Source organism: Maribacter sp. 1_MG-2023 (assembly GCF_030547005.1).
GTDB lineage: Bacteria > Bacteroidota > Bacteroidia > Flavobacteriales > Flavobacteriaceae > Maribacter.
Genome location: NZ_JAUOPN010000011.1, coordinates 90,770 through 109,901 on the forward strand (window position 1 = coordinate 90,770; position 19,132 = coordinate 109,901).

General features: G+C 35.0%; 17 protein-coding genes. 7 read left to right on the forward strand and 10 right to left on the reverse strand.

Features of this window, described 5'->3' with window-relative positions; genetic code table 11:
- Positions 1-4: 4 nt before the first annotated feature.
- The 6 genes from Q4500_RS13175 (at position 5) to Q4500_RS13200 (ending at position 5,217) form a co-directional block, all read left to right on the forward strand.
- Positions 5-1,438: an ATP-dependent RecD-like DNA helicase gene (locus Q4500_RS13175; RefSeq protein WP_303600113.1), complete on the forward strand. Its 1,434-nt coding sequence runs from the start codon at positions 5-7 to the stop codon at positions 1,436-1,438.
- Positions 1,439-1,499: 61 nt separating this feature from the next.
- The gene (locus Q4500_RS13180) at positions 1,500-2,069 is read left to right on the forward strand and encodes a DUF4126 domain-containing protein (RefSeq protein ID WP_303600114.1); all 570 of its coding nucleotides are present in this window, start codon (positions 1,500-1,502) and stop codon (positions 2,067-2,069) included.
- A 26-nt stretch (positions 2,070-2,095) separates the two neighbouring features.
- Positions 2,096-2,809 (forward strand): 3-deoxy-manno-octulosonate cytidylyltransferase, encoded by a 714-nt coding sequence (gene kdsB, locus Q4500_RS13185; RefSeq protein ID WP_303600154.1) that lies wholly within the window; start codon positions 2,096-2,098, stop codon positions 2,807-2,809.
- Positions 2,800-3,498, forward strand: coding sequence for an HAD family hydrolase (locus Q4500_RS13190; protein WP_303600115.1), 699 nt, complete (start codon positions 2,800-2,802; stop codon positions 3,496-3,498). Before kdsB ends, Q4500_RS13190 begins: the two co-directional genes overlap by 10 nt.
- A gap of 23 nt (positions 3,499-3,521) precedes the next feature.
- Positions 3,522-4,631: an iron-containing alcohol dehydrogenase family protein gene (locus tag Q4500_RS13195; protein WP_303600116.1), complete on the forward strand. Its 1,110-nt coding sequence runs from the start codon at positions 3,522-3,524 to the stop codon at positions 4,629-4,631.
- A 58-nt stretch (positions 4,632-4,689) separates the two neighbouring features.
- Positions 4,690-5,217 (forward strand): 1-acyl-sn-glycerol-3-phosphate acyltransferase, encoded by a 528-nt coding sequence (locus tag Q4500_RS13200; RefSeq protein WP_303600117.1) that lies wholly within the window; start codon positions 4,690-4,692, stop codon positions 5,215-5,217.
- Positions 5,218-5,321: 104 nt separating this feature from the next.
- On the opposite strand, the gene Q4500_RS13205 is transcribed toward Q4500_RS13200, so the two are convergent.
- From Q4500_RS13205 to thrA, 8 genes are all read right to left on the reverse strand, one after another.
- Positions 5,322-6,032 (reverse strand): YebC/PmpR family DNA-binding transcriptional regulator, encoded by a 711-nt coding sequence (locus Q4500_RS13205; RefSeq protein WP_303600118.1) that lies wholly within the window; start codon positions 6,030-6,032, stop codon positions 5,322-5,324.
- 100 nt (positions 6,033-6,132) lie between these two features.
- The gene (locus Q4500_RS13210; RefSeq protein WP_299801004.1) at positions 6,133-6,423 is read right to left on the reverse strand and encodes a 4a-hydroxytetrahydrobiopterin dehydratase; all 291 of its coding nucleotides are present in this window, start codon (positions 6,421-6,423) and stop codon (positions 6,133-6,135) included.
- Positions 6,424-6,440: 17 nt separating this feature from the next.
- Complete coding sequence (locus Q4500_RS13215) at positions 6,441-7,268, reverse strand: sugar nucleotide-binding protein (RefSeq protein WP_303600119.1); 828 nt, start codon at positions 7,266-7,268, stop codon at positions 6,441-6,443.
- Positions 7,265-8,179, reverse strand: coding sequence for a glutaminase (locus Q4500_RS13220; RefSeq protein ID WP_299800959.1), 915 nt, complete (start codon positions 8,177-8,179; stop codon positions 7,265-7,267). The genes Q4500_RS13215 and Q4500_RS13220 overlap by 4 nt, the downstream gene beginning before the upstream one ends.
- Positions 8,180-9,265: a glycine cleavage system aminomethyltransferase GcvT gene (gene gcvT, locus Q4500_RS13225; protein WP_303600120.1), complete on the reverse strand. Its 1,086-nt coding sequence runs from the start codon at positions 9,263-9,265 to the stop codon at positions 8,180-8,182. It abuts the gene before it with no gap.
- 99 nt (positions 9,266-9,364) lie between these two features.
- Entirely contained in the window at positions 9,365-10,660 is a 1,296-nt protein-coding gene (gene thrC, locus Q4500_RS13230; RefSeq protein WP_303600121.1) for a threonine synthase, read from the reverse strand.
- 40 nt (positions 10,661-10,700) lie between these two features.
- On the reverse strand, positions 10,701-11,627 hold the full coding sequence (locus Q4500_RS13235; RefSeq protein ID WP_303600122.1) for a homoserine kinase: 927 nt from the start codon (positions 11,625-11,627) through the stop codon (positions 10,701-10,703).
- Positions 11,628-11,650: 23 nt separating this feature from the next.
- On the reverse strand, positions 11,651-14,092 hold the full coding sequence (gene thrA / locus Q4500_RS13240; RefSeq protein WP_303600123.1) for a bifunctional aspartate kinase/homoserine dehydrogenase I: 2,442 nt from the start codon (positions 14,090-14,092) through the stop codon (positions 11,651-11,653).
- A 268-nt stretch (positions 14,093-14,360) separates the two neighbouring features.
- On the opposite strand from thrA, the gene Q4500_RS13245 reads away from it, so the two are divergent.
- Positions 14,361-15,908 carry an NAD(P)H-hydrate dehydratase gene (locus Q4500_RS13245; RefSeq protein ID WP_303600124.1) on the forward strand — a complete coding sequence of 516 codons (1,548 nt, stop codon included), beginning with the start codon at positions 14,361-14,363 and terminating at the stop codon, positions 15,906-15,908.
- A 7-nt stretch (positions 15,909-15,915) separates the two neighbouring features.
- On the opposite strand, the gene Q4500_RS13250 is transcribed toward Q4500_RS13245, so the two are convergent.
- Complete coding sequence (locus Q4500_RS13250) at positions 15,916-16,314, reverse strand: STAS/SEC14 domain-containing protein (protein ID WP_073245582.1); 399 nt, start codon at positions 16,312-16,314, stop codon at positions 15,916-15,918.
- 207 nt (positions 16,315-16,521) lie between these two features.
- Entirely contained in the window at positions 16,522-19,074 is a 2,553-nt protein-coding gene (locus Q4500_RS13255) for an ATP-dependent Clp protease ATP-binding subunit (RefSeq protein ID WP_303600125.1), read from the reverse strand.
- Between the last annotated feature and the right edge of the window lie 58 nt (positions 19,075-19,132).

Below are 19,132 nucleotides of genomic sequence, written 5' to 3' on the forward strand. Positions count from 1 at the left end.
GCACATGAAACCAACAACACCCGCATCATTCTATAGCATACTAGAATCTAAATTTCCACATACACCAACTGCCACACAATCAGTGGCTTTGCATAAATTAGCTGAGTTTACCCTTTCTACGGTCAAGGATGAAGTTTTTTTGTTAAAAGGTTACGCTGGTACGGGTAAAACTACTTTAATAGGCACTTTAGTCAACAGTTTATGGAAGGTTCAGAAGAAAGCAGTGCTAATGGCACCGACCGGTAGAGCGGCAAAAGTGATGTCGAATTATTCAAAAACACAGGCGTTTACCATACACAGAAAAATATATTTTCCGAAGAAGCAAAGTGGTGGGGGAGTGCAGTTTGTTTTAGCGCCAAATAAACATAGAGATACTTTATTTATAGTCGATGAAGCGTCTATGATACCAGATACTGCTGCAGATTCTAAATTATTCGAAAATGGTTCTTTATTGGATGATTTAATGATGTTCGTATACTCTGGGCACAAATGTAAGTTGTTATTAATAGGGGATACAGCGCAATTGCCACCGGTGCATTTAGTTTTGAGTCCCGCTTTAGATGGGGATAAACTTTCTTTGAACTATAATAAAGAAGTGGTTCATTTAGAGTTGAATGAAGTAGTAAGGCAAGCAGGTGATTCAGGAATATTAGCAAATGCAACTTTATTAAGAGAGCAATTACAAAGCGATTTTTTTGAAGATTTTAAATTTGATGTAGATCCGTTCACTGATATAGTACGACTAATAGATGGTAACGAAATTCAAGAAGCAATCGATAGTTCATATTCAGAAAATGGCAAAGAAGAAACTGCATTTATAGTCCGCTCCAATAAACGTGCAAATCTTTACAATCAAAATATTAGAGAGCGAATTTTATTTTTAGAGAATGATATTGCTGTAGGTGATTTTATGATGGTGGTGAAGAATAACTACTATTGGTTAAAGCCAAGCACAGAGGCCGGTTTTATTGCAAACGGAGATATTATAGAGATTTTAGAAATATTTGATATCAAGGAAATTTTTACTTTTAAATTTGCCGAGGTTAAGGTGAAAATGGTCGATTACCCCAATATGCCACCTTTTGAAACCGTCTTATTGTTAGATACCATTACCGCAGAATCTCCATCCTTATCTTATGAAGATGGTAATAGGTTATATCAAGAAGTCATGAAAGACTTCGCACACGAAAGTTCTAAGTACAAGAAGTTTTTAGGTGTAAAGAATAATAAATATTTCAACGGTTTACAGGTCAAATTCTCATACGCAATAACCTGTCATAAATCTCAAGGGGGACAATGGAATACGGTTTTCATAGAGCAGCCCTATTTGCCCAATGGTATAGATAAAGAATACCTAAGATGGCTATATACTGCAGTTACCAGAGCAAAGAGCAAGTTGTATCTTATAGGTTTTAAAGATGATTTTTTTCTTGAATAAGAAAAGGTTATTTTAGTAATTATTGATGTAGGAAAGAATGTTTTCTAATTTTAAATAGCATATGACAACAGATACAGTATTAAGTATATTTTTAGGAATAGGATTAGCAGCATCTGTAGGATTTAGAGTTTTTCTGCCCTTGTTTGCCCTAAGTCTGGCATCATATTTCGGAGTATGGGAACTTAATGATAATTGGCAATGGATTGGAAGTTTAGTAGCTGTTCTAACACTAGGTGTTGCAACTTTATTAGAAATATTTGCCTATTTCATACCATGGTTCGATAATTTATTAGATAGTATAGCAGTGCCTTTAGCGGCAATAGCAGGTACTGCGGTAATGGTCTCAACAGTAGCAGATTTAGACCCGGTAATAACTTGGTCGTTGGCAATAATAGCCGGTGGCGGTACTGCCACTGCAATTAAAGGAGCAGGGGCCACAGGTCGTTTGGCATCTACTGCGACAACCGGTGGTTTGGCGAACCCATTGATAACCACTGTAGAAACAGGTACAGCGGCAGTAGTATCAATAGCTTCAATATTTGCGCCTATCTTAGCAGCAGTTTTGGTTATTATAATTTTAGTGATAATCTTTAGGATATATAGAAGCTTACGACCAAAGGCAAAAACATAAAATAAAAGTAGTTGAAGAAAATAGCAATGATTCCTGCCCGTTATGCGGCATCGAGATTTCCTGCAAAATTAATGCAAGATTTAGCTGGTAAACCGGTCATTTTAAGAACGTATCAAGCTGCGGTACATACCAAGTTATTTGATGAAGTATATGTAGTTACGGATAGCGAAGTTATTTATAATACCATTATTAAAGAAGGTGGTTTGGCTATTTTGAGCCAAAAAGAACATGATTGTGGTAGTGATCGTATTGCAGAGGCCGTAATGCAGATGGATGTTGACATAATCGTAAACGTACAAGGTGATGAGCCTTTTACAGATAGAGAAAGCTTAGAAGGGGTGATGAAGGTTTTTGAAGATGATATTCACAAAGAAATTGATCTTGCCTCTTTAATGGTTAAAATTACTGATGAAGAAGAAATAAATAATCCTAATACTGTAAAGGTAATAGTAGATAACAGAGATTTTGCTTTGTATTTTTCTAGATCACCGATTCCTTATCCAAGAGCAAAAAGTGAGCAAACCATATATTATAAGCATAAAGGTATTTATGCCTTTAGAAAAAGTGCTTTGATGGATTTTCAACGTTTACCAATGTTACAATTAGAAGCGACAGAGAAAATTGAAGCCATACGTTATTTAGAATATGGTAAGAAGATAAAAATGGTAGAAACTAATGTTCAGGGTATAGAAATAGATACTCCAGAAGATTTAAAGAAAGCCCAAGCAGCATGGAAATAAATTTTGACGAAATTAATGTAATTGGCTTTGATGCAGACGATACATTATGGGTAAACGAAACCTATTTTAGAGATACCGAAGATAAATTTGCAGATCTTTTAGACAAGTATGAAACAAAAAATAAAATAGATCAAGAACTCTTTAGAACAGAAATAAAGAATTTAGATTTATATGGTTATGGTATAAAAGGCTTTATGCTTTCTATGATTGAATGTGCTCTAGAACTTTCAAATAATGAAGTGTCAACAAAAACATTGGGAGCACTTTTAGATTTAGGAAAGGAAATGATCACCAAGCCTGTAGAATTATTGGACGGAGTAGAAGATGTTTTAAAGAGTTTGAAGGATAAATACCGATTAATTGTCTTGACTAAAGGAGATCTTTTAGATCAAGAGCGAAAGTTGGAACGATCGGGATTGTCAGAATATTTTCATCATGTAGAGGTGTTGAGTGATAAAAAGGAAAAGAATTATAGCGATCTTCTAGAGCATTTGCAAATAGAACCAAGTGAGTTTTTAATGATAGGTAATTCTTTAAAATCAGACGTTTTGCCGCTAGTTGAAATAGGAGCGAGGGCAATACACGTACCATTTCATACCACGTGGGAACATGAAGAAGTGAAAGGACCGGTAGGGAATAAGGGATACATGACGATATCTACACTGACGGATATCTTGGAATATGTTTAATGCAAATGGACGTGAATAAACAAATGACATTGAAGAAAATACCAACAAAAGCTTCAGAAGAGTTTAGAAATTTTCCAATGGTACCAAGAGTAGTCTATGGTAAAGGAAGTTTTAATACTCTAGGCGATATTTTAATGCCAAAAAGAAAACATTCAGAAGCACCAATGATTTATTTGGTAGATGATGTTTTTGAAAATACGGAGCTCATCAATAGAATTCCGAGTATTTTTTGTGATCAAATTATCTTGATTTCAGCCGAAGAAGAGCCAAAAACCGAACAAGTGGATGCTCTTGTGAAAATGATTCAAGAAAAATTTACTGAATTGCCATCTGGTATTATCGGTATTGGTGGTGGCACTTTATTAGATTTGGCAAAAGCAGTTGCAATAATGCTGACCAATAAAGGTAGCGCATCAGAATATCAAGGTTGGGACTTGGTCAATAAACAATCAATATATCACGTTGGTATACCAACGATTAGTGGTACCGGGGCAGAGGTTTCTAGAACTACGGTATTAATGGGGCCAGAAAAAAAATTAGGTATAAATTCAGATTATACCACTTTCGATCAGGTATTATTAGATCCAGAATTAACATTGGGAGTGCTAAAAGAACAATGGTTCTATACAGGTATGGATTGCTATATACATTGTATAGAATCTCTAAATGGAACTTTCTTAAATGCGTTCAGTCAGAGTTATGGCGAGAAATCGCTAGAACTTTGCAAAGAGGTTTTTTTAGAAGATATAGAAGAATCAGAAAGTAGAGAGAAGTTGATGATGGCATCTTGGCATGGTGGTATGAGTATTGCATATTCACAAGTTGGTGTTGCACATGCTATGAGTTATGGTTTAGGATATGTTCTTGGTGTAAAGCACGGAATAGGCAATTGTCTTGTTTTTCAATATTTAGAAGAGTTTTATCCGGAAGGAGTAGCGGTGTTCAAAAAAATGCTTGAGAAACATAATATAGTATTACCAAAACAGGTATGCTCTAAATTGACAACAGCAGAAATGGATACTATGATTACTGTTGCTATGGGTATGGAACCTTTGTGGGAAAATGCATTAGGTGAACAATGGAAATCAATAATTACTCCGGTAAAGCTTAAGGCTATTTATCAAAAAATATAGTTTATTTCATTTATTTAATCAGTAGGTTAGTTAATATCACAACCTACATCTTTGTCTTATGCAGCAAATAGCAAAATTTATATATTTTAAAATTCTAGGATGGAAACTCAATGGAGCCTTTCCTTCTCACTTAGATAAATTTGTGGCTATTGTAGTGCCGCATACCAGTTGGTGGGATTTTCTCTTGGGGTTGTTAATTCGTGCTGTTTGGCAAGAAGAAATAAACTTTGTAGGCAAAAAGAGTTTATTTAAAGCTCCTTTTGGTTGGTTTTTTCGTTGGACAGGTGGTGCACCTATAGATCGTACAAAAACTAATGATACTGTAAAAGCAACGGCAGCCATATTCAGTGAACGAAAAAAGTTCAGACTGGCATTATCACCCGAAGGGACACGTAAAAAAGTGGAGAAATGGAAAACAGGTTTCTATTTTATAGCCAAAACAGCTAATGTACCCATAGTATTGGTAGCTTTTGACTACGGGAAAAAAGAAATAAAAGTCTCAGAACCATTAATGCCCACAGAAGATAAAGACGCTGATTTTAAAAAGTATCATGCTTTCTTTGAAGGAGTGGAGGGGAAGCATTGATTGAGTGAAATGTTAATTCAGCGACAATAGGTTTTATTAACCAGCCTAAAACAAAAAAGGAGACCAATTTGGTCTCCTTTTTTTTTATAAAATTATATTGAAGTTTATTCCTCCATAGAATGATATACATTCTGTACATCATCATCTTCTTCTAATTTTTCTAGAAGCTTTTCAACATCTGCGGCTTCTTCTTCGGTAAGCGCTTTCGTTACTTGAGGTATTCTTTCAAAACCTGATGATAATATTTCAACTTCACGGTTCTCTAATTCTTTTTGTAACGCACCAAAACTTTCAAAAGGTCCGTAAATTAATATTCCGTCATCATCAATGAAAACCTCTTCAGCTCCAAAATCAATTAACTCTAATTCTATTTCTTCAGGGTCTAAGCCTTCAGCCGGAATTCTAAAATTACAAGTATGATCAAACATAAATTCAACGGATCCTGATGTACCCATATTGCCATTACATTTATTAAAATAACTTCTAACATTCGCAACCGTTCTAGTATTGTTGTCAGTTGCAGTTTCAACTAAAATAGCAATACCATGTGGCGCATAACCTTCAAAAAGGACTTCTTTATAATCGCCAAGACTTTTGTCACTTGCTCTTTTAATAGCACGTTCTACATTGTCTTTCGGCATGTTGACCGACTTGGCATTTTGTATTACGGCTCTCAATCGCGAATTGGAATCAGGGTCTGGTCCGCCTTCTTTAACGGCCATCACAATATCTTTGCCTATACGAGTAAAGGCTTTGGACATTGCTGACCATCTTTTCATTTTACGTGCTTTTCTAAATTCAAAAGCTCTTCCCATGGTAAATTATTTTAAACAAATGTACAAAAACAGGCATTGTTCAGAAATCATTATATCGAATTTCCTTAATCACCTTTGTATCTATAATGAGTATCGATTATTAAAATTCACTTTCTATAATATCTTCTATTGTTCTTGCTAGAACAAAATCTTTTTCGGTAACACCATTAGCATCATGCGTATTTAGACGAATATTTACGGTATTGTAAACATTACTCCAATCGGGGTGATGACCTTGTGCTTCACATTCAAAGGCAATACGTGTCATTACAGAAAAGGCTTCTTTAAAATTTTTAAATTCAAAGGTGGTTTCTATGGCTCCATCCACATGTTCCCATCCGTCAAGTTGACCCAAATAGTCCGCTATTTGCTGGTCAGTAAATTTTTCCATTTCTTTCATAATTACTACTAATTTAAAACATGATGGTCAATAATATCTTGAAAAGTAAACTGTAAATTTTTTGGCAATTTATTGGTCTTTGGTAAAACAGCCAAATACCTATCTTCATTAGTGGTATAAACTCTTTTTATAATAGGATTAAAATTACCTACACGTTCTAAAACTTCTTTAATAAAATCTTCATGATGTGTTAGATCATTGCTTCCTAAATGGTAAATACCCGTTTTATCTCTATTGATAAGGTAATGAATTTGTTGCGTTAGCTTATCATCATTAGTGACATTTAATATTAGGTTTGGGAAGACTTCAACAGGTTCATTTGCTAAAATAGCCTTTTTCATATCCTTAACTCTAGGGGAACTATTGCCAAATACCATAGGCACTCTTAAGATTGCCATTTTGTCTTTTGGTAACCTTAGCAACATATTTTCAATCTTTATTTTTAATCTGCCATATACACTTTCAGATAAAGTCTTGTCCATTTCATAAGATGGGTATTTACTATAGGTATCAAAAACATTGGCAGATGATATAAAATAAATCTTACATTCTTCTTTTAAAATATATTCTGCAATATGGTCGTGGGCAATGACCAAGGCAGCAAAATTTCCTCTTAATGCTGAAACTATTACCTGTGGCTTAACAGCTTCTAATACCTCGACAATATCATCTTCCTCTAAATTATAATGTATAAATTGTTTATTAGATGAGAATGAGTTTGCGGCATGGCAATAGGTGCCATAGGTATCGAAATAATTACAAAGCTCTTTGTAAATCGAATTGCCTATGAATCCACTTCCGCCAAGAATTAATATTTTTTTAGTTTCTAATTTCAAAAAATGGAAAGTTCAGTTTCTGTAGTTAATTTTTCTAAGGCAAGCATTCCTAGTTTAGAATTCCCTTTAGGGTTAAGTCCGGGAGACCAAGTGGAAACGCAAAATTTATTAGGTAGAAATGCAACGATACCGCCGCCTACACCACTTTTACCAGGCAGTCCAACTTCAAAAGCAAATTCACCTGCTTCATCGTAAAAGCCGCACGTCAACATTATGGCATTAATACGTTTCACTTGTGATACTGTTAAGAACGTATTATTTCTTCTACACTTTCCATTGTTCATGAACATGAAAAAAGTATTCGTTAATTGAACACAGTTCATAGCAAGTGAACATTGATGAAAATAAAAATCTAGAACAACGTCTACATCATTTTTTAGATTACCATACGATTTTAAAAGGTTGGCTGCTGCAAAATTTCGAAATCCTGTTCGTTTTTCAGACTGTGCCACATCTATATCATAATCTATAGTGTCATCATTTGCAATATTTCTTACGTAGTTTAAAAAATCTTCTTTCGGGTTCTTTAACTGTGAAACCAAAATATCTGCAATTACAATTGCACCAGGGTTAATTAGCGGATTTCTAGGTATTCCGTTTTCTAATTCTAAAAGCGACAAATGGTTGAAAGGATCTCCAGATGGTTCAACATCTACACGTTTCCAAACTTTTTCTCCAATTAGTCCTAAAGCCATTGAAAGGCTTAAAACCTTCGAGATACTTTGAATCGAAAATTGTTCGTCAGATTTTCCGGCAGAAAAATTATTTTGTTGAATATCTATCAGGTGAATACCGAAATTGTCAACATTGACCTTTGCTAATTCAGGTATATAATCTGCAATCTTACCTTTATCTTTTTCATTAGATGCAGCTTCATTAATTGAGGTAAGAATACGTTGAAAATCTATCATTTACTTTTTGTAAAATGGTAATTTAACTACACTTGCAGGTACTGCATTTTTTCGAATTTGAATGCTAATTTTACTGCCTACATCTGAAAAAATCGGAGGAACATAACCTAAGCCGATACCAGTACCCATTGAAGGCGACATAGTACCAGAAGTTACCACACCTATTGTTTTGCCATTACCATCAACAATATCATAACCATGTCTAGGTATACCACGTTCGTCTAGTTCAAAAGCAACTAATTTACGTTTTGGTCCATGTTGTTTTTCTTTTTCTAAAGCTGCAGAGTTGACAAAATCTTTATTGAATTTTGTAACCCATCCTAAACCAGCTTCAAGCGGAGAGGTATTATCGTCAATGTCATTACCATAAAGGCAGTATCCCATTTCTAAACGAAGGGTATCTCTAGCTGCCAATCCGATTGGTTTAATTCCGAAATCTGTTCCGGCTTCAAAAACCTTGTCCCATATTTGTTTTACCTCGTCATTCTTACAGTAAATTTCAAATCCACCAGAACCGGTATATCCTGTTGCAGAAATAATTACATTATCTATACCTGCAAAATCAGCAACTTCAAAATGATAAAATTTTATATCAGCTAAATTAACAGATGTTAAAGATTGCATAGCTTCAACAGCCTTAGGACCTTGAATCGCTAAAAGCGAATATCCTTCAGATATGTTTTTCATATCTGCTTTAAATTCATCGTTGTAAGATGAAATGTGATTCCAATCTTTTTCAATATTTGAAGCGTTCACCACTAATAAATATTGCTCTTCTTTAATTTTATAAATGATAAGGTCATCTACAATGCCACCAGTTTCATTAGGTAGACAACTGTATTGTGCTCTGCCAATAGTCAGTTTCGTCGCATCGTTAGACGATACTTTTTGAATTAAATTTAATGCAGTAGGTCCAGAGATTAAAAACTCGCCCATATGCGATACATCAAAAACTCCCACACTTTTACGAACGGTTTCATGTTCGGCATTAACACCTTCGTATGAAACGGGCATATTATAACCAGCAAATGGAACCATTTTGGCACCAAGAGATTCGTGAGTTGTTGTAAGCGCAGTATTTTTCATCTTTTTCTATTTATTGGCAATACAAATTTATCGAAAATAAATAGAAGCAAATGTGGCTAAACCTCGAATTAGGAAAATATTGTAACCTTTAATACAAGACTAAGATTTTAAAAGAAAATCTTTCAGTCCGCCATAGGTTGAAATCTTGATAGATTTTTTAGTTTTTCCCATTACTTTTTCAATCTGTGCAGGTATTTCTAATTTTACATCAAGCGTTTCTTCAACAATATCCAAGAATTTTACGGGGTGCGCAGTTTCTAAGAAAATACCGTAAGAATCAGGATTTTGTTCTTGATATTTTTTCAAGCCCAAGTACCCGACCGCACCATGTGGATCAGCAATATACCCGTTGATATTGTATATTTCCTTTAAGGCATCCTTTGTTTGATTATCATCAAAAGGATAGGAGAAAAGGTTCTCTTTTAGCGCTTCAAAATTATCTTGAAATAAATGTCTTATTCTAATAAAATTACTTGGATCACCAACATCCATTGCATTAGAAATAGTTGCTGTAGAAGGTTTAGGCGTATACTCTTTTGTAAGCATAAACTGCGGTACAGTATCGTTCACGTTTGTAGAAGCTATAAAGTGCTTTACTGGCATGCCTAATCGCTGCGCAACTAAACCTGCACATATATTACCGAAATTACCGGAAGGAACAGAGAATACAATCTCTTTCCCTTTTGATTTTGCTTGCCTGTAAGCAAATAAGAAATAAAATAACTGTGGTAACCAACGAGCAACATTAATAGAATTTGCTGAAGTCAGTTTCATATGGTCAAGAAGCTCTTTATCTAAAAAGGCATTCTTTACCATAGCTTGGCAATCATCAAAAGTACCATCAACTTCTAAAGCGGTAATATTTTTACCTAAAGTGGTTAACTGTCTTTCTTGAATATCGCTCACTTTTCCGCTAGGGTAGAGTATAACTACGTTCACTCCTGCAACACCTAAAAAGCCATTTGCAACGGCACCACCAGTATCACCAGACGTAGCTACAAGTACGGTTACTTCATTTTTTGTAGACCTTGAAAAATAGCCTAAACATTGTGCCATAAAACGAGCGCCAACATCTTTAAATGCCATCGTCGGACCATGAAAAAGTTCTAATGTTGCAATATTGGGAGTGATTTCAACTACAGGAAAATCAAAATCTAATACCTCTTTTAAGATATCCTTCAATACATCGTCAGGAACAATACCCGATACAAATTGCTGTATTGCTTTAAAAGCAATTTCTTCGTTAGAAAAAGTTTCTATTTTCTCGAAAAAAGAATTTGGTAACGGATTAATTTCTTCCGGAAAATACAAACCTTTATCTGGTGCAATACCATTGACTACGGCAGTATCAAAAGAAACTTCGGGTGCTGTATGATTTAAACTATAGAATTTCAAGCTGAATATTTTTAAATGTTATAATGAAAATGTGCTGAACTTATAAAAGTTTAACGCCTTCCATATTAATTTTTGAAACATGTATTTCGTAAGCTATACCGATTTTATCATAAACCGTTTTCATCGCATTACCGACCTTTGTTGCTGTTTCGTTCCCTTTACTAAATGCAAAAATTGACGGTCCGGATCCTGAGATGCCAGAACCTAACGCACCAGCTTCTAGAGATACCTTTTTAACTTCATCAAAACCAGGAATTAATATAGAACGAATAGGCTCAACAATATGGTCTTCTAAAGAGCGACCAATTAAGTCAAAGTCTTCTTTGAATAATCCGGCAACTAAGCCTCCTACATTGCCCCATTGTTTAATACCGGTTTCCATAGAAATAGTGGTCTTTAGAATTTTTCTAGAATCTGATGTTTTTATTTCTATCTGCGGATGTATAATAGTAACATATAATTCTGAAGGAGCTGGGATAGTAATTACATCTAGCGGACTATAGCTGCGCACCAATGTAAACCCACCAAATAGGGCAGGGGCTACATTGTCTGCGTGGGCAACATCACTAGCCAAGCGTTCGCCTTCCATGGCGAATTTTACCAGTTCGGTCTTACTGAACGGGTTACCCAATAAATGGTTCATTGCCCAGACAGCACCTGCAGAACTTGCGGCACTACTACCAATACCACTACCAGGTTTTATTTTTTTATTGATTTCAATTTCGAATCCGCCATCATAATCAGATGCTAATAAGAATGCATTACCTGCTACACCTGCAACATTGTTTAAGGTTTCTTTTGGTAGGTCTTGTCCTGTTAGTTTGGTGATTCTAATACCTTTTTTCGATACCTTTCTAACGACCATGTCATCACCGACCGAGTCTAGGGCAACGCCTAGAACATCAAATCCGCATGAAACATTTGCTACTGTAGCAGGGCAAAAAACTTTAATTTCGTTTTGGCTCATAATGAATACTCTTGTTATGAAAATTAGAAATTACCTATTCGTATAATATCCGCGAATATACCAGAAGCAGTTACCGCTGCGCCAGCACCGGCACCTTTAATAATCATCGGCTGGTCTGGGTATCTTTCAGTGTAAAAAAGAACGATGTTATCACTACCCTCTAGATTGTAAAAATCGTGACCCTTAGGTATTTCTTGTAAACCAACACTAGCCTTACCATTGTCAAACTGAGCAACATATTTCAATTTGCTATCCGCATTTTTTGCGCTAGTAAATAGGGATTGAAAATGAGCTTCATTTTGTATTAAAGAAGCAAAGAAATCATCATTATTAGCTGTGTTTAAACTTTCTTCAGGTAAGAATGGATTGTTGGTAATATCGCTGATTTCTAATTGATTTCCACTCTCACGAGCTAAAATTAATATTTTACGCATTACGTCAACTCCACTTAAATCAATTTTTGGATCAGGTTCTGTATATCCCTCTTCCTGAGCTTGTTTTACCACATCATGAAAGGTGGTTTTATCATTGAAGTTATTGAAAACAAAGTTTAAACTTCCTGAAAGAACAGCCTGAATTTTAAGGATTTTATCTCCGGATGCAATTAGGTGTTTTAAGGTGTCAATTATGGGTAGCCCAGCGCCAACGTTAGTTTCGAATAAGAAAGGAGCGTTATATGTTCTTGCTAAAGATTTTAAATGAGAATAGTTCTCAAAGGCAGAAGAACAAGCAATTTTATTACAAGTAACTACAGAAATACTATTACCTAAATATTCGCTGTACGTTTTAGAAACCTCTTCACTTGCTGTGTTATCAACAAAGATGCTATTTCTATAGTTTAGGCTATTTACCAATTCTAAAAATTTAACCTTGTCGGCTTTTTCACCTGCCGCAAGTTTGGCTGACCAATCATTTAGGTCTATCCCTTTTTCATCAAAAAGCATAGTTCTTGAGTTGGACATTCCTATTACTCGAATGTTCAATTTTAAATTCTCTTTCAAGAATTTACGTTGCTCTTTAATTTGCTCTAGAAATTTAGCCCCAACATTACCAACACCCATTACAAATAGGTTTAATTGCTTAATGTTTTCTTCAAAAAACTCTTCGTGCAATGCATTCAGTGCTTTTTTGACATCCTTTTCATCTATAATACAAGAAATGTTTCTTTCAGACGCACCTTGGGCAATCACTCTAATATTGACATTGTTTTTACCAAGAGTGCTGAACATTTTACCACTCAATCCTTGATGGCTTTTCATATTGTCACCAACTAGGGCAACAATTGCTAAATCTTTTTCAGGTATTACTTCTTTTATGCGACCTCTTTCAATTTCATATTCAAAGGCTTCATTCACAATATTTACTGCCTTTTCAACATCATCTGCAGAAATACCAACACAGATAGAATGCTCAGAAGACGCTTGTGTTATAAGAACTACGCTAATATCTGCTTGAGAAAGAACTTCAAAAAAGCGCTTTGAAATACCTGGTATACCTACCATTCCCGGTCCTTCTAAAGAAAGCAAAGCAATATTGCCAATATGGCTTATTCCACGAACTGTCTTTCCTTTTTCGTTTTTAGATTTTGTAATTAATGTTCCAGCTTTATCAGGACTAAAAGTATTCTTAATAACAATAGATATTCCTTTAGATAATACTGGTTGAATAGTAGGCGGATAAAGCACTTTGGCACCAAAATGAGACAGCTCCATAGCTTCCTCATATGAAATATGCGGAATAGCTTTTGCTTGCTTTACCATTTTTGGATTCGCAGTATACATACCACTAACATCTGTCCAAATCTCTAAAACATCTGCATCAATAGCGGCAGCATATATTGCTGCCGTATAATCAGAGCCACCTCTGCCTAAAGTAGTAGATACTCCTTCTTCAGAAGTAGCTATAAATCCTGGGCAAACGGTTACTTTCTTATTTGAAGCTTTGAAATAATCTAGACAGTTAGCATTGGTTTTTGCGAAATTGACGACATTCTTGCCGTTAAGCTTATGTGTAATTATCAGCTCTCTACTGTCTTTAAATTCAGCGTCTAATTTTTCGCTAACAAGGTATTCGCTAATAATATAAGAAGAAAGAAGTTCTCCGTAGCTAACTATTTTATCAGATAATTTCGGAGTGATTTCTCCAATAAAAAAAGCACCTTCCAAAAGAGTTTCCAATACGTTGAACTCGCTTTTAACTTTGCTAAGTACTTTACTTTGTGCCGTTACAGGTATTAACTCTTTAATGGTAGAAAGATGTCTTTCTTCTAATGTGCTAAGAATTTCTTTGTAAGATTGATCTTGAGTAGAAGCTAATGATCCAGCTTCTAATAAAAGATCTGTTACACCACCTAAAGCTGAAACAACCAGAATAATAGGGTCGTTGTACTTAGAGATTATATTTTTAATTTTAATAATATTTTCAGGTTTGGCTACAGATGAGCCACCGAATTTTAGAACTTTCATGTTGTGAAATATTGACTTTGTAATTTAAGATATGGTGTAATTAAACACGGGTACGGAGAAATTTAGTTTTTAACCCCAAAGGGTGAAACATGCCGTAGCTGTACCATAAGTAATAGTAGCTGAAGTGAAATCGAATGTTATGTCTGTTTTATAGCAGTCCATAAATACTAATAGTTGAAAATCAAATGTAGTACATTTGGTATCTTAATCAAATGATTCCACAATTTTTTACGGAATCGTTACTTTTTAGATGTAAAAAAGATAAAGAATGAAATTATACAGTGCAAAACAGATTTATAAAGCAGATCAGATTTCTATAAAAAAAGAAGAAATAGGCAGCAATGAATTAATGGAACGTGCAGCCTTACAGCTCTTCAATTGGATGCATTTGCGTATGCAAGGCGCCCCAGTAAAAATTCATTTATTCTGCGGTATTGGTAATAATGGGGGGGATGGTATTGCCCTTGCCAGACACCTAGTGGATCATGGTTATAATGTTGAAGTGTATGTTATTAATTATAGTGAGAAGCGCTCAAAAGATTTTCTGATAAATTTAGATAGATTGAAAGATCGCAAGGTTTGGCCACACTTTATGAATTCTGATGATGAACTGCCAGAAATTGGAAGGGATGATATTATTGTAGACGGAATTTTTGGAATAGGATTAAATAGAACACCAGATGCATGGGTGGTTAAGGTTATTCGGCATTTAAATAATTCTCAGGCATTTATTCTTTCTATTGATATTCCTTCGGGATTATTCACCGATCAAGGTCCGGAAGATATTGAAGCTATTATCAAATCTAATTTTGTGTTGAGTTTTCAAACTCCTAAACTGGTATTTTTCTTACCAGAAACAGGAAAGTACATAGAACAGTGGGAAGTTTTAGATATAGGGTTAGATCCAGAATATTTAAGGGTGACGGAAACCGATTATGAATTAATTGGAAAGAATGAAGTACTTACAATGTACAAGCCGCGTGAGAAATATGGACATAAGGGAACTTACGGACATTCTTTAATTATTGGAGGTAGTTATGGTAAAATGGGCTCAGTATGTCTGTCGTCTAAAGCTGCACTGTATTCAGGTAGCGGTTTAGTAACGTCTTATGTTCCAAGAATAGGCTATAACATTTTGCAGACCTCATTACCTGAAATTATGGTTTTAACCGATGCCAATGAAAATGAACTTACAGATATAAAGATAGAAATAGAACCAACGGTTATAGGAGTAGGTATTGGGATAGGAACAAGTGAGGCAACCGTTAAAGCTTTATCTAGTTTTCTGAAAAGTAATAAGCTGCCATTGGTACTTGATGCTGATGCGCTTAATATTCTTTCTAAGAATAAAGATTTACTGAAAGAATTGCCAGAAGATTCTATTTTGACTCCGCATCCAAAAGAACTAGAGCGTTTGATAGGAAAATGGAAAGACGATTTCGATAAACTTTCTAAGGTGAAGAAATTTTCGAAGAAGTATAAATGTATTGTAGTTGTTAAAGGTGCGCACACTATTATAGTGCAAAATGGAAAAGGTTATGTAAACACAACTGGTAACCCAGGTATGGCTACTGCAGGAAGTGGCGATGTATTGACAGGTGTGATTACAGGCCTCCGAGCACAGGGCTATGCTGCTTTAGATGCTGTGATTTTCGGAGTTTATTTGCATGGTAAAGCCGGTGATATTGCAGTGGAGTCTACAGGTTTTCAATCTTTAACCGCATCACATCTAATAGATAATTTAGCTGGTGCTTACTTAGATCTGTTCAAAATACCAGAACAGCCTATAGTAGAAGAAGAAAATCAACCAAGTTGATTTTCTTTTAAGAGTTAACTCTTCTTTTTACCCATTTTAAGGCGTTATCAAATTCAATGAAAAACTTCATTGGCTTTTTGTAAAACAGTTTTTCAATCTTAAAGTTGTGCATGTCAATTTCTTTTACAGAAACAATAGCAAAAGCTTTAAGGTTGTCTAGTTGTTTTAGATAGTTGTAAATGGTAGGGTCAATGGCAAAAGAATTTTTGCGCAGACTTATAAAACCAAAGTTTTTGTCTCTAAAGTGAATTTCAGATATACCAATAATTTGATATGCTCTTTCTAGAGTTAATGTGGCCCCTTCATCAAAGATGGATACCATGTAGTTATCATATACTTGAATTTTTCCTGTTTCTAATTCGTATTCCCTTACAATTACCTTCTTTTTGGTAGATCCAATCTTCATTCTATTCGTATTAATATAGTGTGTCTGAAGCGAAAATATAAGGAACTACTTTCTCTGGGTAAATTTTTAGTTTAAACGCGAAAATATCGTTCATACTGCTTATACCTACTATTCTGTGTATTTGTATTCTTACAATTGAAATTGATTTGTACGAAAAAGGAGCCCTACAAAGGGCTCCTTTAATATATTCTAATAGAGTATAAATACCTATGTTTTAGGCGATTCTTCCTCTGCTTTTTCAATTTTAATGGTCAATTCTTCACTTTTCTTATCAAGATCGATATAAATGCTATCTCCCTCTTTAAGTTTAGAATTTACTATTTCTTCCGCAAGGGCATCTTCAATGTATTTCTGAATTGCTCTTTTAAGCGGTCTAGCTCCGTACTGTTTGTCAAAGCCTTTCTCTGCGATATAATCTTTAGCTTCATCTGTAAGATTCAAGTGGTAACCAATATCTTTGATTCTCTTGAACAACTTAGCTAATTCAATATCTATAATCTTATGTATGTCTTCTCTCTCTAAAGCATTGAATACGATTACATCATCAATTCTATTTAAGAATTCAGGAGCAAAGGCTTTCTTTAAAGCATTTTCGATAACACCTTTTTGATGAGAGTCTTCTTGTGACTTTTTGGCAGAAGTACCAAAACCGACACCTTGACCAAAGTCTTTTAATTGTCGTGCACCAATATTAGAAGTCATTATGATAATGGTATTTCTAAAGTCAATTTTACGACCAAGACTATCAGTTAAGAATCCATCGTCCAATACTTGTAAAAGCATATTGAATACATCTGGATGTGCTTTCTCAACTTCATCAAGCAGAATTACAGAGTAAGGTTTTCTTCTAACTTTCTCAGTTAATTGACCGCCTTCTTCGTAACCAACGTATCCTGGAGGTGCACCAACTAATCTAGAGATGGCAAACTTCTCCATATACTCACTCATATCTATACGAATAAGTGCGTCTTCAGAATCAAAAAGTTCTTTCGCTAATACTTTTGCTAATTGTGTTTTACCGACTCCTGTTTGTCCTAAAAATATAAACGAACCAATCGGCTTGTTTGGATCTTTTAGTCCAGCTCTATTACGTTGAATTGCTTTAGAAACTTTAGCTACAGCTTCGTCTTGTCCAATTACATTCGATTTAATAAGATCTGGTAATCCAGCTAATTTATTGCTTTCCGTTTGTGCAATTCTATTTACAGGAATTCCACTCATCATAGAAACTACATCGGCAACATTATCTTCGCTAACCGTTTCTTTGTTAAGTTTGCTGTCATCTTCCCAGCGCTCTTGAGCAATAGCAAGTTCTTTTTCTATACTTTTCTCGTCATCACGTAGTTTAGCAGCTTCTTCATATTTCTGCTTTTTAACAACGCTGTTCTTAAGTTCGCGTACATCTTCTAATTTCTTTTCCAACTCAAGAATTTGTTTTGGAACGTCCATATTTACGATGTGCACACGAGAACCAGCTTCGTCAAGAGCATCAATAGCCTTGTCTGGTAAAAAACGATCAGTCATGTACCTACTTGTTAATTTAACACAAGCTTCAATAGCCTCGTCAGTGTAGGTTACATTATGGTGATCTTCGTATTTACCTTTAATGTTATGTAAAATTTCAATTGTTTCGTCAATGGTAGTTGGTTCAACAATTACTTTTTGAAAACGTCTTTCTAAAGCACCATCTTTTTCGATATACTGTCTGTACTCATCAAGGGTAGTGGCACCAATACATTGAATTTCACCTCTTGCCAATGCTGGTTTGAACATGTTAGAAGCATCTAAACTTCCGGTAGCTCCACCTGCACCTACAATAGTGTGAATTTCATCAATGAATAAAATGACATCATCATTCTTTTCAAGCTCGTTCATTACTGCCTTCATTCGCTCTTCGAACTGTCCACGGTATTTTGTGCCGGCAACTAAAGAAGCAAGATCAAGGGTAACAACTCTTTTGTTGTAAAGAATTCTAGAAACTTTTTTGTCAATTATACGTAAGGCAAGACCCTCTGCAATGGCACTTTTACCAACACCTGGCTCACCTATAAGTAATGGGTTGTTCTTTTTTCTTCTACTAAGAATTTGAGAAACCCTTTCTATTTCTTTTTCTCTACCAACAACAGGGTCTAGTTTATTTTCTTCTGCCATTTGAGTAAGGTCTCTACCGAAATTATCTAATACCGGAGTTTTAGATTTTTTTGCACCTTTCTGACTAGAAGCAGCACCAAAAGTACTTTCTTTACCTTCGTTTGTGTCTTCAGAATCACTAGGAAAAGATTCGGCTGTTGGGCCATCTACTATATCGTCGTCGCTTGTAATCATAAATTTAAACTGTTCCTTGACGCCATCATAATCAACTTTTAGTTTATGTAAAAGCTTCGTAGTAGGGTCGTTTTCATTTCTAAGAATACAAAGTAGAAGGTGAGCGGTATTAATAGAAGAACTTTGAAAAAGTTTAGCTTCTAAAAATGTTGTTTTCAATGCACGCTCTGCTTGTCTTGTTAAGTGCAAGTTTTTTTTATCTTTTTGTACTCCACTAGCGTTAGGGTTAGAAGGGCTAAGAATTTCTACTTTTCTACGTAGGTGTTCCAGGTCAACTTCTAAAGCATCTAAAATGCTTATAGCCTTCCCGTTTCCATCTCTAAGAAGCCCTAGCATGAGGTGCTCGGTACCGATAAAATCGTGACCAAGTCGTAATGCTTCCTCCTTGCTATAAGCAATTACATCCTTTACTCTTGGGGAAAAATTATCATCCATATACTATATTATCTACTATAAAATTACTAAATATGATTCAATCAATGGCAAATACCGT

Coding starts and splice junctions, on each gene's coding strand:
- Q4500_RS13255 (WP_303600125.1), bottom strand. CDS start 19,074: ATGGATGATAATTTTTCCCCAAGAGTAAAGGATGTAATTGCTTATAGC.
- Q4500_RS13250 (WP_073245582.1), bottom strand. CDS start 16,314: ATGAAGATTGGATCTACCAAAAAGAAGGTAATTGTAAGGGAATACGAA.
- Q4500_RS13195 (WP_303600116.1), top strand. CDS start 3,522: ATGACATTGAAGAAAATACCAACAAAAGCTTCAGAAGAGTTTAGAAAT.
- Q4500_RS13205 (WP_303600118.1), bottom strand. CDS start 6,032: ATGGGAAGAGCTTTTGAATTTAGAAAAGCACGTAAAATGAAAAGATGG.
- Q4500_RS13245 (WP_303600124.1), top strand. CDS start 14,361: ATGAAATTATACAGTGCAAAACAGATTTATAAAGCAGATCAGATTTCT.
- Q4500_RS13180 (WP_303600114.1), top strand. CDS start 1,500: ATGACAACAGATACAGTATTAAGTATATTTTTAGGAATAGGATTAGCA.
- gcvT (WP_303600120.1), bottom strand. CDS start 9,265: ATGAAAAATACTGCGCTTACAACAACTCACGAATCTCTTGGTGCCAAA.
- Q4500_RS13190 (WP_303600115.1), top strand. CDS start 2,800: ATGGAAATAAATTTTGACGAAATTAATGTAATTGGCTTTGATGCAGAC.
- Q4500_RS13200 (WP_303600117.1), top strand. CDS start 4,690: ATGCAGCAAATAGCAAAATTTATATATTTTAAAATTCTAGGATGGAAA.
- thrA (WP_303600123.1), bottom strand. CDS start 14,092: ATGAAAGTTCTAAAATTCGGTGGCTCATCTGTAGCCAAACCTGAAAAT.
- Q4500_RS13210 (WP_299801004.1), bottom strand. CDS start 6,423: ATGGAAAAATTTACTGACCAGCAAATAGCGGACTATTTGGGTCAACTT.
- Q4500_RS13235 (WP_303600122.1), bottom strand. CDS start 11,627: ATGAGCCAAAACGAAATTAAAGTTTTTTGCCCTGCTACAGTAGCAAAT.
- Q4500_RS13220 (WP_299800959.1), bottom strand. CDS start 8,179: ATGATAGATTTTCAACGTATTCTTACCTCAATTAATGAAGCTGCATCT.
- kdsB (WP_303600154.1), top strand. CDS start 2,096: ATGATTCCTGCCCGTTATGCGGCATCGAGATTTCCTGCAAAATTAATG.
- Q4500_RS13175 (WP_303600113.1), top strand. CDS start 5: ATGAAACCAACAACACCCGCATCATTCTATAGCATACTAGAATCTAAA.